Origin of the sequence: Pseudomonas sp. RIT-PI-q (genome assembly GCF_001297125.1) — a bacterium.
GTDB lineage: Bacteria > Pseudomonadota > Gammaproteobacteria > Pseudomonadales > Pseudomonadaceae > Aquipseudomonas.
The window spans coordinates 197,644-212,502 of the sequence record NZ_LHPC01000038.1 but is presented as its reverse complement, the minus strand read 5'-3'; the positions used below and the strand labels follow the sequence as shown (position 1 = coordinate 212,502).

The 14,859-nt window shown below is 60.4% G+C and carries 14 protein-coding genes; 3 read left to right on the top strand and 11 right to left on the bottom strand.

All coding sequences use genetic code 11. The features are described from left to right. Window positions 1-87: 87 nt before the first annotated feature. The 4 genes from AEQ67_RS20310 to AEQ67_RS20295 are packed head-to-tail and all read right to left on the bottom strand — an operon-like array spanning window position 88 to window position 3,276. On the bottom strand, window positions 88-1,314 hold the full coding sequence (locus tag AEQ67_RS20310) for a pyridoxal phosphate-dependent aminotransferase (protein WP_059405612.1): 1,227 nt from the start codon (window positions 1,312-1,314) through the stop codon (window positions 88-90). Further along, window positions 1,311-1,949 (bottom strand): RraA family protein, encoded by a 639-nt coding sequence (locus tag AEQ67_RS20305; protein ID WP_059405611.1) that lies wholly within the window; start codon window positions 1,947-1,949, stop codon window positions 1,311-1,313. Before AEQ67_RS20305 ends, AEQ67_RS20310 begins: the two co-directional genes overlap by 4 nt. Further along, window positions 1,949-2,611, bottom strand: a complete 663-nt coding sequence (locus AEQ67_RS20300) for an RraA family protein (protein WP_059405610.1) — start codon at window positions 2,609-2,611, stop codon at window positions 1,949-1,951. Before AEQ67_RS20300 ends, AEQ67_RS20305 begins: the two co-directional genes overlap by 1 nt. After that, the gene (locus AEQ67_RS20295) at window positions 2,611-3,276 is read right to left on the bottom strand and encodes an RraA family protein (protein ID WP_059405609.1); all 666 of its coding nucleotides are present in this window, start codon (window positions 3,274-3,276) and stop codon (window positions 2,611-2,613) included. Before AEQ67_RS20295 ends, AEQ67_RS20300 begins: the two co-directional genes overlap by 1 nt. A gap of 103 nt (window positions 3,277-3,379) precedes the next feature. Here AEQ67_RS20295 and AEQ67_RS20290 point away from each other — a divergent pair, with 103 nt between their 5' ends. Together AEQ67_RS20290 and AEQ67_RS20285 are read left to right on the top strand one after the other, a co-directional pair. Then, entirely contained in the window at window positions 3,380-4,273 is an 894-nt protein-coding gene (locus AEQ67_RS20290) for a LysR family transcriptional regulator (RefSeq protein WP_059405608.1), read from the top strand. 160 nt (window positions 4,274-4,433) lie between these two features. After that, a complete protein-coding gene (locus tag AEQ67_RS20285; RefSeq protein ID WP_059405683.1) occupies window positions 4,434-5,258 on the top strand; it encodes an alpha/beta fold hydrolase in 825 nt (274 codons plus the stop codon). Between the two features lie 62 nt (window positions 5,259-5,320). On the opposite strand, the gene AEQ67_RS20280 is transcribed toward AEQ67_RS20285, so the two are convergent. After that, window positions 5,321-6,685 (bottom strand): MFS family transporter, encoded by a 1,365-nt coding sequence (locus tag AEQ67_RS20280; RefSeq protein WP_059405682.1) that lies wholly within the window; start codon window positions 6,683-6,685, stop codon window positions 5,321-5,323. Between the two features lie 505 nt (window positions 6,686-7,190). Here AEQ67_RS20280 and AEQ67_RS20275 point away from each other — a divergent pair. Continuing rightward, window positions 7,191-8,114 (top strand): LysR family transcriptional regulator, encoded by a 924-nt coding sequence (locus tag AEQ67_RS20275; RefSeq protein WP_059405607.1) that lies wholly within the window; start codon window positions 7,191-7,193, stop codon window positions 8,112-8,114. 12 nt (window positions 8,115-8,126) lie between these two features. Here AEQ67_RS20275 and AEQ67_RS20270 read toward each other — a convergent pair whose 3' ends face one another. The 6 genes from AEQ67_RS20270 to AEQ67_RS20245 all read right to left on the bottom strand — a co-directional run bounded on the left by AEQ67_RS20270 (window position 8,127) and on the right by AEQ67_RS20245 (window position 14,627). After that, the gene (locus AEQ67_RS20270) at window positions 8,127-9,344 is read right to left on the bottom strand and encodes a DUF3422 domain-containing protein (RefSeq protein WP_059405681.1); all 1,218 of its coding nucleotides are present in this window, start codon (window positions 9,342-9,344) and stop codon (window positions 8,127-8,129) included. A gap of 206 nt (window positions 9,345-9,550) precedes the next feature. Further along, entirely contained in the window at window positions 9,551-11,068 is a 1,518-nt protein-coding gene (locus AEQ67_RS20265; protein WP_059405606.1) for an amidase, read from the bottom strand. A 248-nt stretch (window positions 11,069-11,316) separates the two neighbouring features. Next, the gene (nthB, locus tag AEQ67_RS20260) at window positions 11,317-11,949 is read right to left on the bottom strand and encodes a nitrile hydratase subunit beta (RefSeq protein WP_059405605.1); all 633 of its coding nucleotides are present in this window, start codon (window positions 11,947-11,949) and stop codon (window positions 11,317-11,319) included. Next, entirely contained in the window at window positions 11,949-12,569 is a 621-nt protein-coding gene (gene nthA / locus AEQ67_RS20255; protein WP_059405604.1) for a nitrile hydratase subunit alpha, read from the bottom strand. The genes nthB and nthA overlap by 1 nt, the downstream gene beginning before the upstream one ends. A 29-nt stretch (window positions 12,570-12,598) precedes the next feature. After that, window positions 12,599-13,639, bottom strand: coding sequence for a phenylacetaldoxime dehydratase family protein (locus tag AEQ67_RS20250; protein ID WP_059405603.1), 1,041 nt, complete (start codon window positions 13,637-13,639; stop codon window positions 12,599-12,601). Between the two features lie 91 nt (window positions 13,640-13,730). Then, entirely contained in the window at window positions 13,731-14,627 is an 897-nt protein-coding gene (locus AEQ67_RS20245; RefSeq protein ID WP_082377924.1) for a transporter, read from the bottom strand. Window positions 14,628-14,859: the final 232 nt, after the last annotated feature.

Sequence of the window (14,859 nt, the reverse complement as noted above, 5' to 3'; positions counted from 1 at the left end):
CGAGCTTGCTCGCGATGGACGTTAACGAAGGCGGGGGTTCAGTGGTTGAGCGCGGCGCTCTTGAGTTCATCGCGAGCAAGCTCGCTCCTACAGGGGAGTGCCGCGCAGGGTGCTGCAGAATCGGCGAATCGCCGCGCATGCCTGGCGTAATGAAGCGTCATCCAAGGCATACGCAATCCGAATGTAAGGCCCCAGGCCAAAGGCACTGCCATGCACCACGGCCACATCCGCTTCGTCGAGCAATGCATGGGCAACGTCTTCGTCGGTGTGCAGCACTCGGCCACCGGGTGAGGTTCGGCCGATCAATCCGGCACAAGAGGCGAAGACGTAAAAGGCGCCCGCCGGACTGATGCATTCAAGGCCTGGGGTGTCATTCAGCAGCGCCACCATCAGATCGCGACGCTGCTGGAAAGCGGTACGGCTTTGGTGGATGAAATCTTTCGGACCCTCCAGCGCAGCCAGTGCGGCCTGTTGCGAGATCGAACAGGCGCCGGAGGTTTGCTGCCCTTGCAGTTTTTCCATGGCCTCCAGCAGCCAGCGTGGTCCTGTAGCAAAACCAATGCGCCAGCCCGTCATGGCGTAGGCCTTGGACACACCGTTCATGGTCAGGGTTCGGGGTGCCAGTCGTGGTTCGACCTGCGCCAGGGTATGGAACGCTTGATCATCGAAAATCAAGTGTTCGTAGATGTCATCGGCCAGAATCAGCACGTGGGGATGGGCCAATAAAACCTCGGCCAGGGCGTGCAGTTCTGCTCGGCTGTACACCGCGCCGGTCGGATTGGACGGCGAATTGAGGATCAACCAACGGGTCTGCGGCGTGATGGCTGCGGCCAGCGCCGAGGGCGTCAGCTTGAAACCGGTGTCGGCCTCGCAGGTCACGATTCGGGCTTCACCGCCGCACAGTTGAACCATCTCCGGGTAACTGACCCAGTAGGGTGCCGGCACAATGACCTGGTCACCCTCGTTGAGGGTTGCCGCGAGGGCGTTGTAGATCACCTGTTTGCCACCGTTGCACACGAGGGTGTCTTGCCACGACACGTCCAGGCCGTTCTCGCGGCGGAATTTGGCGGCCACCGCTTCTCGCAGTGAACGTGCTCCAGCGACTTGGGTGTAGCGAGTGTGGCCGTGTTCGATGGCGTTGATGGCCGCTTCACGAACATGCGTTGGCGTGTCGAAATCAGGTTCGCCCGCGCACAGCGAGATAATCTTCGCACCTTGCGCGCGACGCTCTGCCACGCGGTCCATGATTCGATAGGTCGCGGAAGGCTGTGCACTGGCCAGACGCAGGTTCAGCCGTTGGATGTCGGCGCTCATGCGCGGGTTCTCCACTGAGTCAGGTTCATCAGCTCCAGGGTCGAGCGGCCGTCGGTCAACGCCTGCATCATCTGCGCTTCCTTGTTCGCGCGCGCCTCGCCTTCGGCCAGCGTGCGTGCCGCATCCGCTTTGGGGATGATGATCACACCGTCGTCATCGGCCACGACCAGATCGCCGAGGGCGACCCAGGCCCCGTTGAAACTGAACGGTTGTCCTACCGAGAAAGCGCTGGCCTTGACCGTGCCTTTGACCGAGATTCCACGCGCAAATACCGGGAACTGGCGTTTCTTGAGGGCGGCGATGTCGCGTACGCCGCCATCGATCACCAGGCCAACCACGCCCGCCGCTTCGGCCGCCACGGTGAGCACTTCGCCCCAGTAACCGGCGATGAAGTTACCAGTACCCACCACCAGCACGCTGCCACGGGGCACACGTTCCATCGCCAGATGCAGGGCGAGGTTGTCGCCCGGCGAACATTCCAGCGGGTAAGCGGGAGCGGCGATGAAGGCGCCGTCCCAGACCGGGCGGATCGCACTGTCGACAGCGCAAGGCAGGTGAGACGCTTCATACAGCGTCGAACTGCCGAGCACTTTTGCCCGCGCATGAACATCCAGGGGGAGGGGGAGCGTGGTCATCAGACTTTCCTCTGCAAGCTGTGGTAACCCAGTGCGGCCCGGGCTTCTTTGAGGGTTTTGCCTTGCGTGATCAGGGCGCGAATGTCGGCTTCGAGCGATTCGATCTGACGGGCGCCCGCCGCCACTTCAGCTGCCCGAGCGCGGGGGACGATCACCACGCCATTGGCGTCAGCGACCACGATGTCGCGGGCACACACCCTGGCCGTGCCGATGGACACCGGCTGATTGATCGACTGGACCTGCACGCGGTCTTTGCCGGTGCGCATAAAACGGCCTTTGCTGAACAACGGGTAACCATCGCCCAGCGCTTTGCTCACATCACGGCAAACGCCGTCGATAACGGTAGCGGCGATCTGCCGGGTGCCGGCGTACTGGGTCATGATGTCGCCCCAGACCGTGCAGTCGGTGCGACCGCCGTTGTCGATGACCACGACATCGCCGGGCGCCACGTCTTCGATGAAATCGCCCACGGTGCCAGGCGGTGCACTGGCCGAGACGTACTGCACGGTAAACGCCGGGCCGACAATGACCTGGCTGTAGTTGTCCAGCGGTGCCACGCCGAGGCATTGACCGGGCAGGCCGAGTTTGTCCAGCGCATCGGAGACGCCCGGAGTGTCCAGGCCTGCAAACAAGGCCACCAGTTCTTTGTCTTCAGGATTCATCAGGCGTGCTCCACGTAAATCGCTTCGAACTGGGTGTCATGCATCACCTCGGCCACCGAGCGACCGCTGCGCACAGCCACGACCATGCCGTCCTGGCGGCGGGCGATGCGCTCAGCGAGGTCGATCACTTTTTCGATATGGCTTTGGGGCACGAACACGGTGCCGCAGGTGTCGGCGATCACATAGTCGTCCTCATGGACGTCAACGCCGGCGACTCTGATCGTCACGGCAGCATCAACCTGCACCACGCGGTTGCGCGCACTGATCATGGTCACGCCACGGCCAAAAACCGGGTAGCCAATCGACTCGCTGCCGTCGATGTCGCGACTGAAACCGTCGATCACTGTGCCGCGCAGTTGCTTGCGCGCCGCCGCATTGGCGAGGATATCGCCCCAGCAAGAGACGCCTTCGATACCGCCGGCGATCACTAGCACGCGATCATCGCTGTCGATCTGTTCAACCACAGGGGTAATCAGGTGCACGGTGGGGAGGTTGTCGGATTTGGGAGCCAGCAGCACGGTGCTGGCACGACCGACGATTTTCGGGCAGTTCCACAGCGGGCGCAGCCCGACGGTGGCCCCCGGCAGGCCGAGGAAATCCAGCGCATCGGACACCGTATTGGTATCCAGCGCGGCCAAGCGATCCAGCAAACTCTTGTTAGTCATGGTGTACCCCTGGGTGACGGAGGTGCCCAGTGTCGGTGAGACTTTTTGATAGGTATATTACGAATCACAGAAGCGTTAGATACGCTAAACCTATGGATTGATCATGATCAATTTTCGCCTGATTCGTCACCTCTGGTTGTTCCTGGCGGTGGCCGAAGAACAGAATTTCGGCCGTGCGGCCAAGCGTTTGGGCATGTCCCAGCCACCGCTGAGCGAGCAGATCCAGGTGCTGGAACAGGCGCTCAAGGTCAAGCTGTTCGACCGTTCGCGGCGCGGGGCCAAACTGACGCCCGTCGGCGCGGCAATCCTGCCGGCCGTGCGCAAGTTCGCCGACCAACTGGAGCGGCTGGAACTCGCCGTGGAGGAGGCGGTGGCGGGGCAGTCGGGGATGTTGACCATTGGTGCGATTTCCACGGCCATGTTCGATGTCTTGCCGGGTTTGATCGAGCAATTGAAAAGCGATTACCCGCATCTGACGGTATCCGTGCGGGAAATCGACAGCGTCGAAGCCGTTCCGGCGCTGGAAGCGGGGGACATCGATTTGGCCTTCGCCCGGCTCGACGGTGATTTGGGTACATCGATCAGTTCACTTCCGCTGTTGGAGGACCGTCTGGTGGTGGCGCTGCCCAGCAATCATCCCTTGGCCTCACGCACACGAATCAGCCTGTCCAGTCTGGCCAACGAGCCGTTGGTGATGTTTTCCCGAAAGGTCAGCCCGGTCTATTTCGACAATCTCATTGCTACGTGTCGCGCCAGCGGCTTTTCCCCTCGCGTACTGCATGAAGTGCGATCCGTTGCCTCGCAAATCGCTTTTGTCAGCTATGGCCAAGGCATCGCACTGGTGCCGGCCTCACTGAAAAAACTGGCGCCGGACAATGTGGTGTTTCGAGCGCTGAGCCAGAAGCTCAATGTCGTGACCACGGCAGTGGCCTGGAATGCAGATCGGCCCAATCCGGTGGTGGAGGACGTCGTTGCCCGCTTCCGCGCCAAGGCGTGAGTTAACCCGGGGATTGTGCTTGAACGTCGGTTGATAGGTTTGGCGTATGAAAGCCTTCCTCAATCAGGAATGTACAGAACAGCCGATTTCCCTGAAATTGCCTGCCCGGCTGCCGGCAACCCAGGCCCGGCGCAACCTTTTCGTTCAAGGAGGCAACAACGTGCCCTCAGCAAAAACGTTCACTCACGTGCAACTCCCTCTGACAGTGGAGGGTGTCTCGTTGAACGTGGCCGCCCTCCATCGCGACGGCATCCTGGCGCCGATTGTGTTCCTGCATGGCTTTGGTTCGACCAAAGAGGACTATGCCGACATCGTGCAGCAGCCTGCATTGGCCGATCACCCGTTCGTTGCTTTTGACGCTCCGGGTTGCGGTGAAAGCCAGTGCAGTGATCTTTCCAGAATATCCATACCCTTTCTGCTGCAGACGGCGCTGCGGGTGCTGGAGCATTTTGGCGTTGAACGCTTCCATCTGGTCGGCCATTCCATGGGCGGGCTGACCGCGCTGCTGCTGGCCCATCAGTTCCCTGACCGGGTGCTCAGCTTCGTCGATATCGAGGGCAATATTGCCCCGGAAGACTGCTTCCTCAGTCGGCAGATCGTCGACTATCCGAGCCACGATCCAGAGGCGTTTTTCGCCGCCTTCATCGAACGTGCCCGGCAGGCCCCAGCCTTTGCCAGTGCGCTCTATTCCGCGAGTTTGCGACACAAGGTGCGGGCCGGTGCGGTGCGAGGGATCTTCCAGTCGATGGTCGACCTCTCCGATAACGCCGACCTGATGGGCAAATTCCTTGGCTTGAAATGTCCACGGATGTTCATGTACGGCGAACAGAACGCATCACTGTCCTACCTGCCGCATATCCAGGCCCATGGGGTTCGGCTGGCGCCGATTGCCGGTTGCGGGCATTTCCCGATGTATTCCAATCCCATCGCGATGTGGCAACAGATCGTCGATTTCCAGGCCGTCTGCGCATCGGCTACGCCATGATGAAAAAAGGGCCCATGGATCTCCAAGTGCCCTCGCAAATACCTGCGGTAATCGTCAGCGCCTCAAGCCCTCGCAGCGTTCGACTTTGCGTAACCCTTCAAACCGGTGCGCTCTTCGATTTCACCGGAGCCGCTGATGTACCCATAGCGCGACAGGTTCGGCATCAGCATCGAGGCGATGAAGGTGATGGTCACGATCGCCGCGACGTAGAAGAAGAAATACTCCTCGATACCCTGCGAACGAAGCGACAAGGCGACGTATTCAGCAGTCCCGCCGAAAGCCGCATTGCCGACGGCGTACGGAAAGCCCACGCCCAATGCCCGCACCGCAGGCGGGAACAATTCCGCTTTGACGATCCCGGCAATCGGGGTGTAGAGCGACGCAATGGCCAGGCCCCCAAACACCAGCAGGAACGCCGTAAACGGACTGCTCACCGACTGCAACGAATAGAGCAGGGGGATCACCAGGACCATGGCCAGTCCGGAAAACATCAGCATGTGCGCCTTGATCCCGATACGGTCGGCGAGCAAACCAAACAGCGGTTGGCAGAACATGAAGCCGATCAGGGACGCCGTCATGATGAAACTCACCGTTTCCGGACTGAAACCGGCAGAGATCACCAGGAACTTCTGCATGTACGTGGTGAAGGTATAGAAGTACAGCGAACCGCCGATGGTGAACGCAAGCACCAGGGCGACGGCGCGTTTGTGTTTGAACATACCGCGCAGCGAGCCGGCATCTTTACGGCTCATGTCTTTTTTGGTGGCGGTTTCATGCATTGCGCGTCGCAGGTACACCACAACAATCGAGCTCAGGGCACCGATAAAAAACGGAATCCTCCAGCCCCATTCGCGCAACTCCTCACCGGTCAGGGTTTGCTGAAGAATCACCACGGTCATCAAGGCCAACAGCTGCCCGGCAATGATGGTGAAATACTGAAACGAGCCATAGAAACAGCGACGACCGGGGGTCGCGATTTCACTGATGTACGTGGCACCGGTGCCGTATTCGGCGCCGACAGACAAGCCCTGGATCAGTCTCGCGACGACCAGTAAAACCGGCGCGGCCATACCGATGGTGTCGTAGGTCGGCATGATCGCGATCAGCAGTGAACCGGCGCACATCATGAACACCGAGATAATCATCGAGACCTTGCGGCCGCGAGTATCGGCAATCCAGCCGAAAATCCAGCCGCCCAGCGGGCGCATGAAAAAGCCGACGGCGAAGACCCCGGCGGTGGCGAGCAATTGGCTGGTGGTATCCCCTTTGGGGAAAAACGACGCCGCGAAGTAAATGGCGGTATAGGCGTAGATGAAAAAGTCGTACCACTCCACCAGATTGCCGGAGCAGGCGCCCATGATGGCCTTGACCCGGTTCGGGCCGGTCTTGGCGGTGTGGTCTGTTGAGGTTGTTGTTGATGCGGACATGGTGTTCACCCTTTCTTCAAGGCGAGACGTTACGAGGCGCACGCTGAGGCGTGTCCGACGTTGCTGACTCGATGGGTTGATCTGCTCAACGCAGTAACGTTGGCCCGTAGATGGACGGTGCAGGTGAAGAGGGGGGATGAACGCGAGAGGTCAGTTGTTCGCTGCCAGGGTAAACGGGACAGGTCGAGTCAGGAGAAACGTTGTCAATCATGGCGCAAGCCCTCGAATCTTATTCTTGTAGTAAGTCGAGCGCTCCAGGCGCTGACGTTGATTGCACGCTACCTCAGAGTGGGGAGCGAAATAAGTCGTCAGACAGGCCTAACTGATATAGCAAAATTCTATAGCTTGTCGTACAGCCCCGAGGCGCTGAGGGATACAGCCGGGACCCAACGCATCAGGTTCAATGCGGCGCGGGTCCTGTGGCACTGCAAGGGTCGCTAATGCGTTTACACTCTCACTACCTTCGGCACATATCGCGCCGAGCCCGACTTTGACTGGCCTGGTAATGGATGTCGTTCAACTCAAAACCCTGATTCATGTGGCCGAACTCGGCAGTCTCAGCAAGGCTTCCGACCGGCTTCACATTGCACAACCGGCCCTGAGCCGACAAATTCGACTGTTGGAAAAAGAGCTCGGCACTTACCTGTTCGATCGACACGGGCGAGGCATGGAGATTACCGATGCCGGCCGTGAGGTACTGGCGCATGCCACCCGAATCATGGAGGAAATGGAGTCCATTCGAAGCTCGGTGGTGGGCGGAAAGTCTTCTTTTCGCGGCATGGTGGTCATCGGTACGACGCCGACGGTTGCGGAAATTGTCACCGTGCCGCTGGTGCGCAAGATCAAAGAGGCGCATCCGAGTCTCGCCGTCAGGTTTTCCTCGGCCTTCAGTGGCTACCTGCTGGATTGGGTTCAGCGTGGCGAGCTGGAATTGGCGATTTCTTACGATCCCCAACCCCTGCATACGCTGCGTATCGTGCCGGTGATGATGGAAAACCTGCTGCTGGTCGGGCCCGCCAGCGCCAACCTGCGCATCGATACGCCGGTATCGTTCGAGTCTTTGGCCGAACAGGCATTGGTGTTGCCAAGCGCTCGACACAGCCTTCGCGTGATTCTGGATAATTGCGCGCGTGAAGTCGGCATCAAGCTCATGACCAGCGTCGAAGCGGACTCCTTCGGCGCGATGATCGACCTGGTCCGCAATGGATTCGGTTTTACCGCGTTGCCGTTGGCATCGATTTACACGCAAATCGAATCGGGCGTGCTCAGTGCCGCGCCACTGGTTGACCCCGTTCCCATGCGCAAACTGGTCCAGGTCTTTCCCGCGGACAGACGAGTCAGCCCGGCCGCCAAGTTTGTCGGGGATGCGTTCATCGAGATCGCCAGCGATCTGGTCAATCGCAAGATTTGGGCGGGGCACATGCTTTGAGCAACCGCGACATCAGTGCCCTTTGACTTTCCTGATCCGCATCACAATCAGCGCAAGGATGGCGATCGCCAGCGGCGTCATGGCCAGCATGGCCTCTCGCGGGGATATGTCGACGCCGAGCAGGTGCAGCCCTGAATAGCCGAGCTTCAGCAGGTTAAGCAGGTAGTAAGTGATGGCGATAATCGACAGGCCTTCCACCGCGCGCTGGATCTTGATCTGGGCGTCGGCGCGGGCGTTCAGGCTTTTGAGAATTTCCGAGTTCTGTTCTTCCATTTCTACCTGAACCCGGGCTTGCAACAGGTCGCCCAGGTTGGCCACGCTTTCGGCCAGGTGCTCCAGGCGCTGTTCGGTGGCGGTGCAGTACCTGACGGTCGGTTTGAAGCGGCGTTCGATGAACACCCCGAGGCGCTGGCAATCGCCGACGTGACTTTCGCGCAATTCGCCAAGGCGCTCGTACACCAACTGGGCATAGGCCTGAGTGGCACTGAAGCGGTGGCGGGTTTTCGCGGTACTGCTGACCACTTGGGCGGAAAGGTTGGAGATGTCCGCCAGCAGGGCTTTTGCGTTGCCGCCGTTGGCGTGGGCATTGCGCTCGGAGAGGGTGACCAGGGTTTTGTCAAAGCCATCGAGTTGCGCGCTCAAGGTCTTGGCCGTGGTCAACGACAGCGAGGCCATCATGCGGTACGTCTCGATCTCCAGCAGACGGCGGATCATCCGCCCTTGGCGATAGGCATTGAGGCGTCGGTTGATGAACAGCAAGTGGTTGCTGCCGTCTTCGCAAAGTCGAAAATCGCTCCAGACCACCGCATCGCCACCGCCCACGCAGGAACCGCACGGGTCCTTGAAACCGTAGCCGGCGATGTCCAGGCCGGCTTCGCCACGCACGACGATCTGCACCGAGTTGATCAGCTGCGGCAAATACGCTTCGACCTTTTGCGCCAGCACCTCTGGCAGTGATGTCCAGGACAGATCATCGCTGGATGAAGTGACGACGAGGGTGAGGGTGAAGAACTCGGCGTGGCGTTCCCACTTCAGTGCGTGGCCATCGAGTTGGGTAATGCCTTGGGCGGCACTCAGGTCGAAGGTGGCAGGGCAGCAGTCCTGAAGGAGCGTATTGCACGCTTGCTCGCCGCCGAGAAAGGCCAGATGAAACACATGGGCCGGCTCGTCGAAATACAGTGACGGGCGCGCGTGCAGTTCGTTGTGCAGGGTTTGTCTTTGCGGATGCATGCTGTTCAGGCCAGGTTGGTTTTTGTTCTTGGCGCTTGCGATCAACGCCCACTCGCTCGCGGTGTTCAGGACAGTGATCGACGGCTGTTGTTGGTGGGACAGGTGGCCGAACTCGCGAGTCACTACCAGTGATCGATACTTTGCATTCAACAACGAATAGGGCAGGGCCCCGACGTGATGCGACTCACGTCGGGGGTGTCGTCGATTTAACAGACCTTCCAGTCAGCGTTCTGCTCGAAGGCATAGGCCGCACGATAGAGGTCGGCTTCGGCGAAATGTTTGCCCACCAACTGCAAACCGATCGGCAAGCCTTCGCGTGTGGCACAGGGGAGTGACAGGGCCGGGTGCCCGGTGACATCGAAGCCACAGGTGTTGGCGAGCATCTCGAAACTGCGCCCCAGGTAATCCGCCAGTGGCGCATCGGCTGGCGGTAGTGGCGTGGCTTTGAGGGGCAGGGTGGGCATGAGCAGCAGATCGTGACGGGTCAGTATCTCGTCGTAAGCCAGACGCAACTTGCGTCCGAGATTCTGCGCCTTGCCGTAAAAGCGCCCATGGTAGTGGCGGCTGAAATACTCGCCCAGGATCATCGTGGTCTTGACCGTATCGGGTAGCTCATCCGCTCGATGTCGCCAGCTCGCATGGTGCTCCATCATGTCGGTCAGGTAGAGTCCCCGCCAATTGAAGCCGTGGCTGTTGCCCTGCATCATTTGCCGGGTGGCGCCTTCGGCAGCGATCGCCAGCCAGATGGCGGGACCCAACAGGTGCATGGGCATGGACACTTCTTCGACCGTCGCGCCCTGAGCGCGGAATACTTCGCAGGCCTGACGCACCGCCTGGTCGACATCGCTCTCAGCGTTGGCATGGCCGAAGCCTTCCTTGAGCACCGCTATTTTCAGCCCCGTAATGCCCCGCGACAGACCCTCGGTGTAGCGTGCTGTTCGGGTCCCGGCCAATTGACGCGGATCGAGCCCGTCGACGCCGGCCATTGCTTCGAGCATCAGGGCGTTGTCCTGCACCGTCCGGGTAATGGGGCCCAGATGATCGAGGGTCCTTTCTATCGGCATGGCGCCGGTATACGGCACCAGGCCGTGGGTCGGTTTCACCCCGTACACGCCACAGAAAGAGGCGGGGATGCGCACCGATCCGCCCTGATCGCTGCCCACCGCCAAATCGACTTCACCGGCGGCGACCAACGCTGCACACCCTGAGGACGAACCGCCAGCGGAGTAGCCCGGGCGCAACGGATTGTGCACCGGACCGCTGGCCGACGTGTGCGATCCCCCGGAAAAGCACAGGGCCTCACAGACAGCCTTGCCCGCGACGCTGGCGCCGGCATCCAGCAGGCGTGTCACGACCGTCGCATCGACCTCGGGCCGATAGCCATCGAGGGTAAATGATCCGTTGAGCATCGGCAGGCCGGCGACGGCAATGTTGTCTTTGATGACCAGCGTTTTTCCAGATAGCGGCCCTGCACTGTTGCCTTGGATGTGCGCCTGGCACTGCCACGCGCCGAGACGGTTTTGCGCAGCGCTCGGAACGTGACCGGGCGACCGTGGGTAAACAACCTCCGGAAGGAAGTCGGCCTGCTGGTCGAGCACGTCATAGGCGTCGAAATTGGCCTGCAGTACGCACTGATAATCGTCGAGTTGTCTGGCCGTCAGGTGAATGCCCAGGCTGTTGGCAATCACCCCGAGTTCGTCGGTGTTGGGTCGAGTAACAGACATTTTGTGTCCTCGCTGTAAAAGGGAAGCCCGCTGCTGGAGCCAAATGAATGGGTCAGCAGCCAAAACACGACCCTGTAGCAGCTGGCGAAGCCTGCGTTCGGCTGCGCAGCAGTCGTAAAGTCAGCCCATGCGGTGCGTCAGACCCACCGCGCAATCCGGATTTGCGACTGCTTCGCAGCCGAACGCAGGCTTCGCCAGCTGCTACAGGGGTCGCGTTTTGGCTGCTGACCCAATTGAAAGTGGAGTTTTCAGGCCTTGAGCAGGTAGCTGCCGAACAAGTCCACCACCACGGTGCCCGTGTCTGCGGCATCGCCCCACAGTTCGTGGGTGGTGAAGAGCACGTGGTAAGTCGGCTCGCTGGCACTGGGCAGGCCATGACCGACGGTGTCGGGAAACGGCCATTCATGCGTCGTGCGGTGCACCACAACCCCGTACTTGCCCCGTACATAGCCGGGCATGCGCACATGACCGTCGACGTACTCGTCGCGCACGCGTACCCGTTCGCCGCGCTGGAACGGGATGGCTGGCGGGTTGGCCGCGCGCCCGGGCCCGAGCGGCAGCGCCAACGGGTATGCACCGGCGGCGAGTTCTTCAAGGCGCTGTCGGGTGATGGCGCCTTTTTCGACAAACAGCGACGCGACACCCACGATAATTCGATCGTAGTAGCTGGACACGAGGTATTGCCTCGGCTCCATTCGCTCGATCGCGTGGCGCAGCTCATCCACATTGAACAGTCCCAGCTCCCCGGCACCGAGGAACAGGAGACTGTAGCCAAGGTGTTCCCAGTCTTCATGGAACACCGGTTTGTAACTCAGCGAGTTGGCGCTGTGCTGCACGCGCCCAAATCCCTGGACACCGCCCAAATCATGGATGCCATCCATCATTGCTTCACTCGCGGCTGGTGGGAGGGGGAGCCGGGGCGTGCGATGCCGATCAGCACGTCCTTGGTGACGAGCGCGGCGAGCTGTTCTTCGGTCCAGTCCTCGGTGCCGGACGGGCGGAAGGGCAGCACCATGTAGCGGGTTTCCGCACTGGTGTCCCAGACCCGGATTTCGACCTCGTCCGGCAAGTCCAGGCCCATCTCGCGAAGCACCGTTCGCGACTCCCTCACGACGCGGGAGCGGTATTCGAAGCTTTTGTACCAGTCCGGTGGCAGGCCGAGGACCGGCCAGGCCGTGCACGAGCACAAGGTGCAGACGATGACGTTTTGCAGGGCTGGCGTATTTTCCAATGCCACGATGTACTCACCTTGTACGCCGGTGTAACCGAACTGCGCGCAAGCCGCGGTGCCATCGCTCAGTAGCAATTCGCGGTACTGCGGATCGACCCAGGCCCTGGCGACGACGCGTGCGCCATTGGCCGGGTCGAAATCGTTTTGCATGATCTCGGTGAAATTCTCGACATACCCCTCGGGAACCAATGCGCGTTCCTCAAGGGCGTTTTTCAGGGCGACGGCGCGTACGGCAGCCGAGGCCTGAGCGTGACGGGAATGGTCGTTCATGATCGTTATCCTCTAGACGATGCCGGGTCTCAGCTGTGCTGCATCAGGCCGGTCTCGGCATGGCAATTGATGTACTCGTAAAGCTGATCTTCGGCGCGCAGCACGCTGACCTCGTGATAACCCTTCCACTTGAGCTCGCCCCCCAGTTCCTGAACGATCTTCATGAAGGTGCCAAATATCTCGATGTGCGTCGGATGGGATTCGGACCAGCGCTCCAGGTGCGCGAGAGAGCGCCAGTGGCTGACTGAAAAAGTTTTCTCCAGCCGTTGCCCGTTGGCGTTCAGATGCTGCATGTAACGGTTGCTGTAACAGCCCACTGGCAAGCCGTCATCGCGCAGGAATTCCATGCCGGCTCGCAGCGCCGGTTCCATCTGGTTCAGGTACAGGTCACGTTCGGTGCCTTCGGTTTCACTCCAGTCCTGGCCTGAACGGATGACCACCAGATTCTCGTGGCCCTTGATCACTTTTCGACGTGAAGCCAGGGTGGCCTCAAGCTGGCCGCTTGGGGACATGGAGTCGGTCTGGGATAAAGGGATTCGGTCGCGCATTGAGCCCCAGTAGCCGTGCTCCTGAATGTCGTCACTGCGCGAACCCATCACCACACCGACCCCTTCCAGGTCATCGGGCATGGCGAAGAAGGTTTCAAAGCGTTCGACGCCCGGGGTCAGGATTTCCCGGAAATAACCCAGGCCGTCGCTGCCCAGGTCGTCGCTGTCCCACCATTGCGAGACCGGTTCACTGGACTGCCAGCGGAGGAAGGACTGAGGGCTATCCCAATAGGCGATGGCGATCATGTTGTCGTAGCCGGCGGCGTCGACGTAGTGAGTGATGTCGTGATGGCCCGGTCCGTCAACGAGACTGAAACGCTGCACGATGTTGCGCAGCGCCGCGCAGGCGGGACCCAAGTAAAGCTCGCCCTTGGACTGGACGCCAAAATAGCCCATGACCACTTGCTCGATAGAGCCATCGGCACGACCTACCCAACCGGGGTAAGGCGGTGTGTAGTCATCTTCAATCCGACGGGCACGAGACCGAGGGCACATCAGGTGTTTATCAATCGCGGATTCCATACGTCGCTCTCTTTTTATTTAGGTCATTGGCAAGCCAACTGCACGCAACCGGTGCAAGTGGGCGGGTGCTTGTTTGAAGGAGGGAAGGGCGTCAAAACACCCGCGCATAACGCAGGTTCATGCGAAAGTCCTCTTTGGGACCGTTTTCGACCGAGAGATCCCGGCCTAGCTGCAGCTGGAACTGATCCTGAGGCGTGACGAACTTGGTGGCAGTCAAACGAATGTTGGTGGTGCGCATCGCATCATCGCGCTCGCCCCGATCAACCTCGGTTTCCCCACCCCAAAGCTGCCCGAAACCCACTGCGAAAGAGGTCGCGGGGTCCGGCATGTAGCGAGTCATGACCTGCGCGCTGTAGGAGGTTTTTTGCTTGAGCACCGCGGAGCTGGCGCCGTAGGCGTCGTTGTCGCCATACCAGATCGCATCGCCCACCAGGTCCACCGCCCATTTGTCGAGAAAGTGCTTGATGTAGGCACCCTGAAAGTCGACTTTCCAGCGGTTTTCACCGAGGTTGATCGGCTCGTTCTTGTCGTAGGTGCCGCTGGGTACGTAGAGGTAGGCGTTGGCGCTGAGGGTGTCTCGAGCGCTGTTGAGGAGCACCTTGATCGGCGCCGTCAGGATCAGGTCGCCGGTGCCGCTGGTGTCGCCGAGCGCCGAGGCGCTGCCATGGCCGGAAAGCTGACCGAACGGCAGCAGGAACTGCGGGTCGATGGTGACCGACTCGCTGAGTTGGTAGACATGCAGCAGCCGCAGAATGCCGATATCGGATGTCAGGTTGAAATCCGACATTGCCTGGTGGCCGTTGGATCGCCACGAGTCGGTGGTTGCATGCTGGTAATAGACCGCCCCGATCGTCGCCCCTATCGGGTATTGCTCGTAGTCACCCGGTGCCACTTCCACCGCCAGGGTGGCGAACGATGTCCCTATCAGGATCAACCCCAGCAATACCGACTTTTTCTGTCGCACTAGCCACGCTTTCACTTTGCTCATTGTCTGTCGCCTGTTGTTGATTGTCCCTTCGTAGGGGGACATTTAAGGAACGTGCCTCTCGGGGTGTTCACCCGCCAAAGCGGGTGAGGTAGCGACGACTGATGACGGTGTCCGCAGATCACTGCCGTCCGGCGCTGGCTCAAGGATGCGGCGGTGCTGAATCGGCTTCTTGGCTGGGCCGGAACAAAAAGTTTTCTCAGGCGGCCCTTTGGGCGCTGACGGTGGCGAAGCT

Coding starts and splice junctions, on each gene's coding strand:
- AEQ67_RS20305 (WP_059405611.1), bottom strand. CDS start 1,949: ATGACCACGCTCCCCCTCCCCCTGGATGTTCATGCGCGGGCAAAAGTG.
- AEQ67_RS20310 (WP_059405612.1), bottom strand. CDS start 1,314: ATGAGCGCCGACATCCAACGGCTGAACCTGCGTCTGGCCAGTGCACAG.
- AEQ67_RS20300 (WP_059405610.1), bottom strand. CDS start 2,611: ATGAATCCTGAAGACAAAGAACTGGTGGCCTTGTTTGCAGGCCTGGAC.
- AEQ67_RS20245 (WP_082377924.1), bottom strand. CDS start 14,627: ATGAGCAAAGTGAAAGCGTGGCTAGTGCGACAGAAAAAGTCGGTATTG.
- AEQ67_RS20290 (WP_059405608.1), top strand. CDS start 3,380: ATGATCAATTTTCGCCTGATTCGTCACCTCTGGTTGTTCCTGGCGGTG.
- AEQ67_RS20275 (WP_059405607.1), top strand. CDS start 7,191: ATGGATGTCGTTCAACTCAAAACCCTGATTCATGTGGCCGAACTCGGC.
- AEQ67_RS20295 (WP_059405609.1), bottom strand. CDS start 3,276: ATGACTAACAAGAGTTTGCTGGATCGCTTGGCCGCGCTGGATACCAAT.
- AEQ67_RS20270 (WP_059405681.1), bottom strand. CDS start 9,344: ATGCATCCGCAAAGACAAACCCTGCACAACGAACTGCACGCGCGCCCG.
- nthB (WP_059405605.1), bottom strand. CDS start 11,949: ATGGATGGCATCCATGATTTGGGCGGTGTCCAGGGATTTGGGCGCGTG.
- nthA (WP_059405604.1), bottom strand. CDS start 12,569: ATGAACGACCATTCCCGTCACGCTCAGGCCTCGGCTGCCGTACGCGCC.
- AEQ67_RS20280 (WP_059405682.1), bottom strand. CDS start 6,685: ATGTCCGCATCAACAACAACCTCAACAGACCACACCGCCAAGACCGGC.
- AEQ67_RS20265 (WP_059405606.1), bottom strand. CDS start 11,068: ATGTCTGTTACTCGACCCAACACCGACGAACTCGGGGTGATTGCCAAC.
- AEQ67_RS20250 (WP_059405603.1), bottom strand. CDS start 13,639: ATGGAATCCGCGATTGATAAACACCTGATGTGCCCTCGGTCTCGTGCC.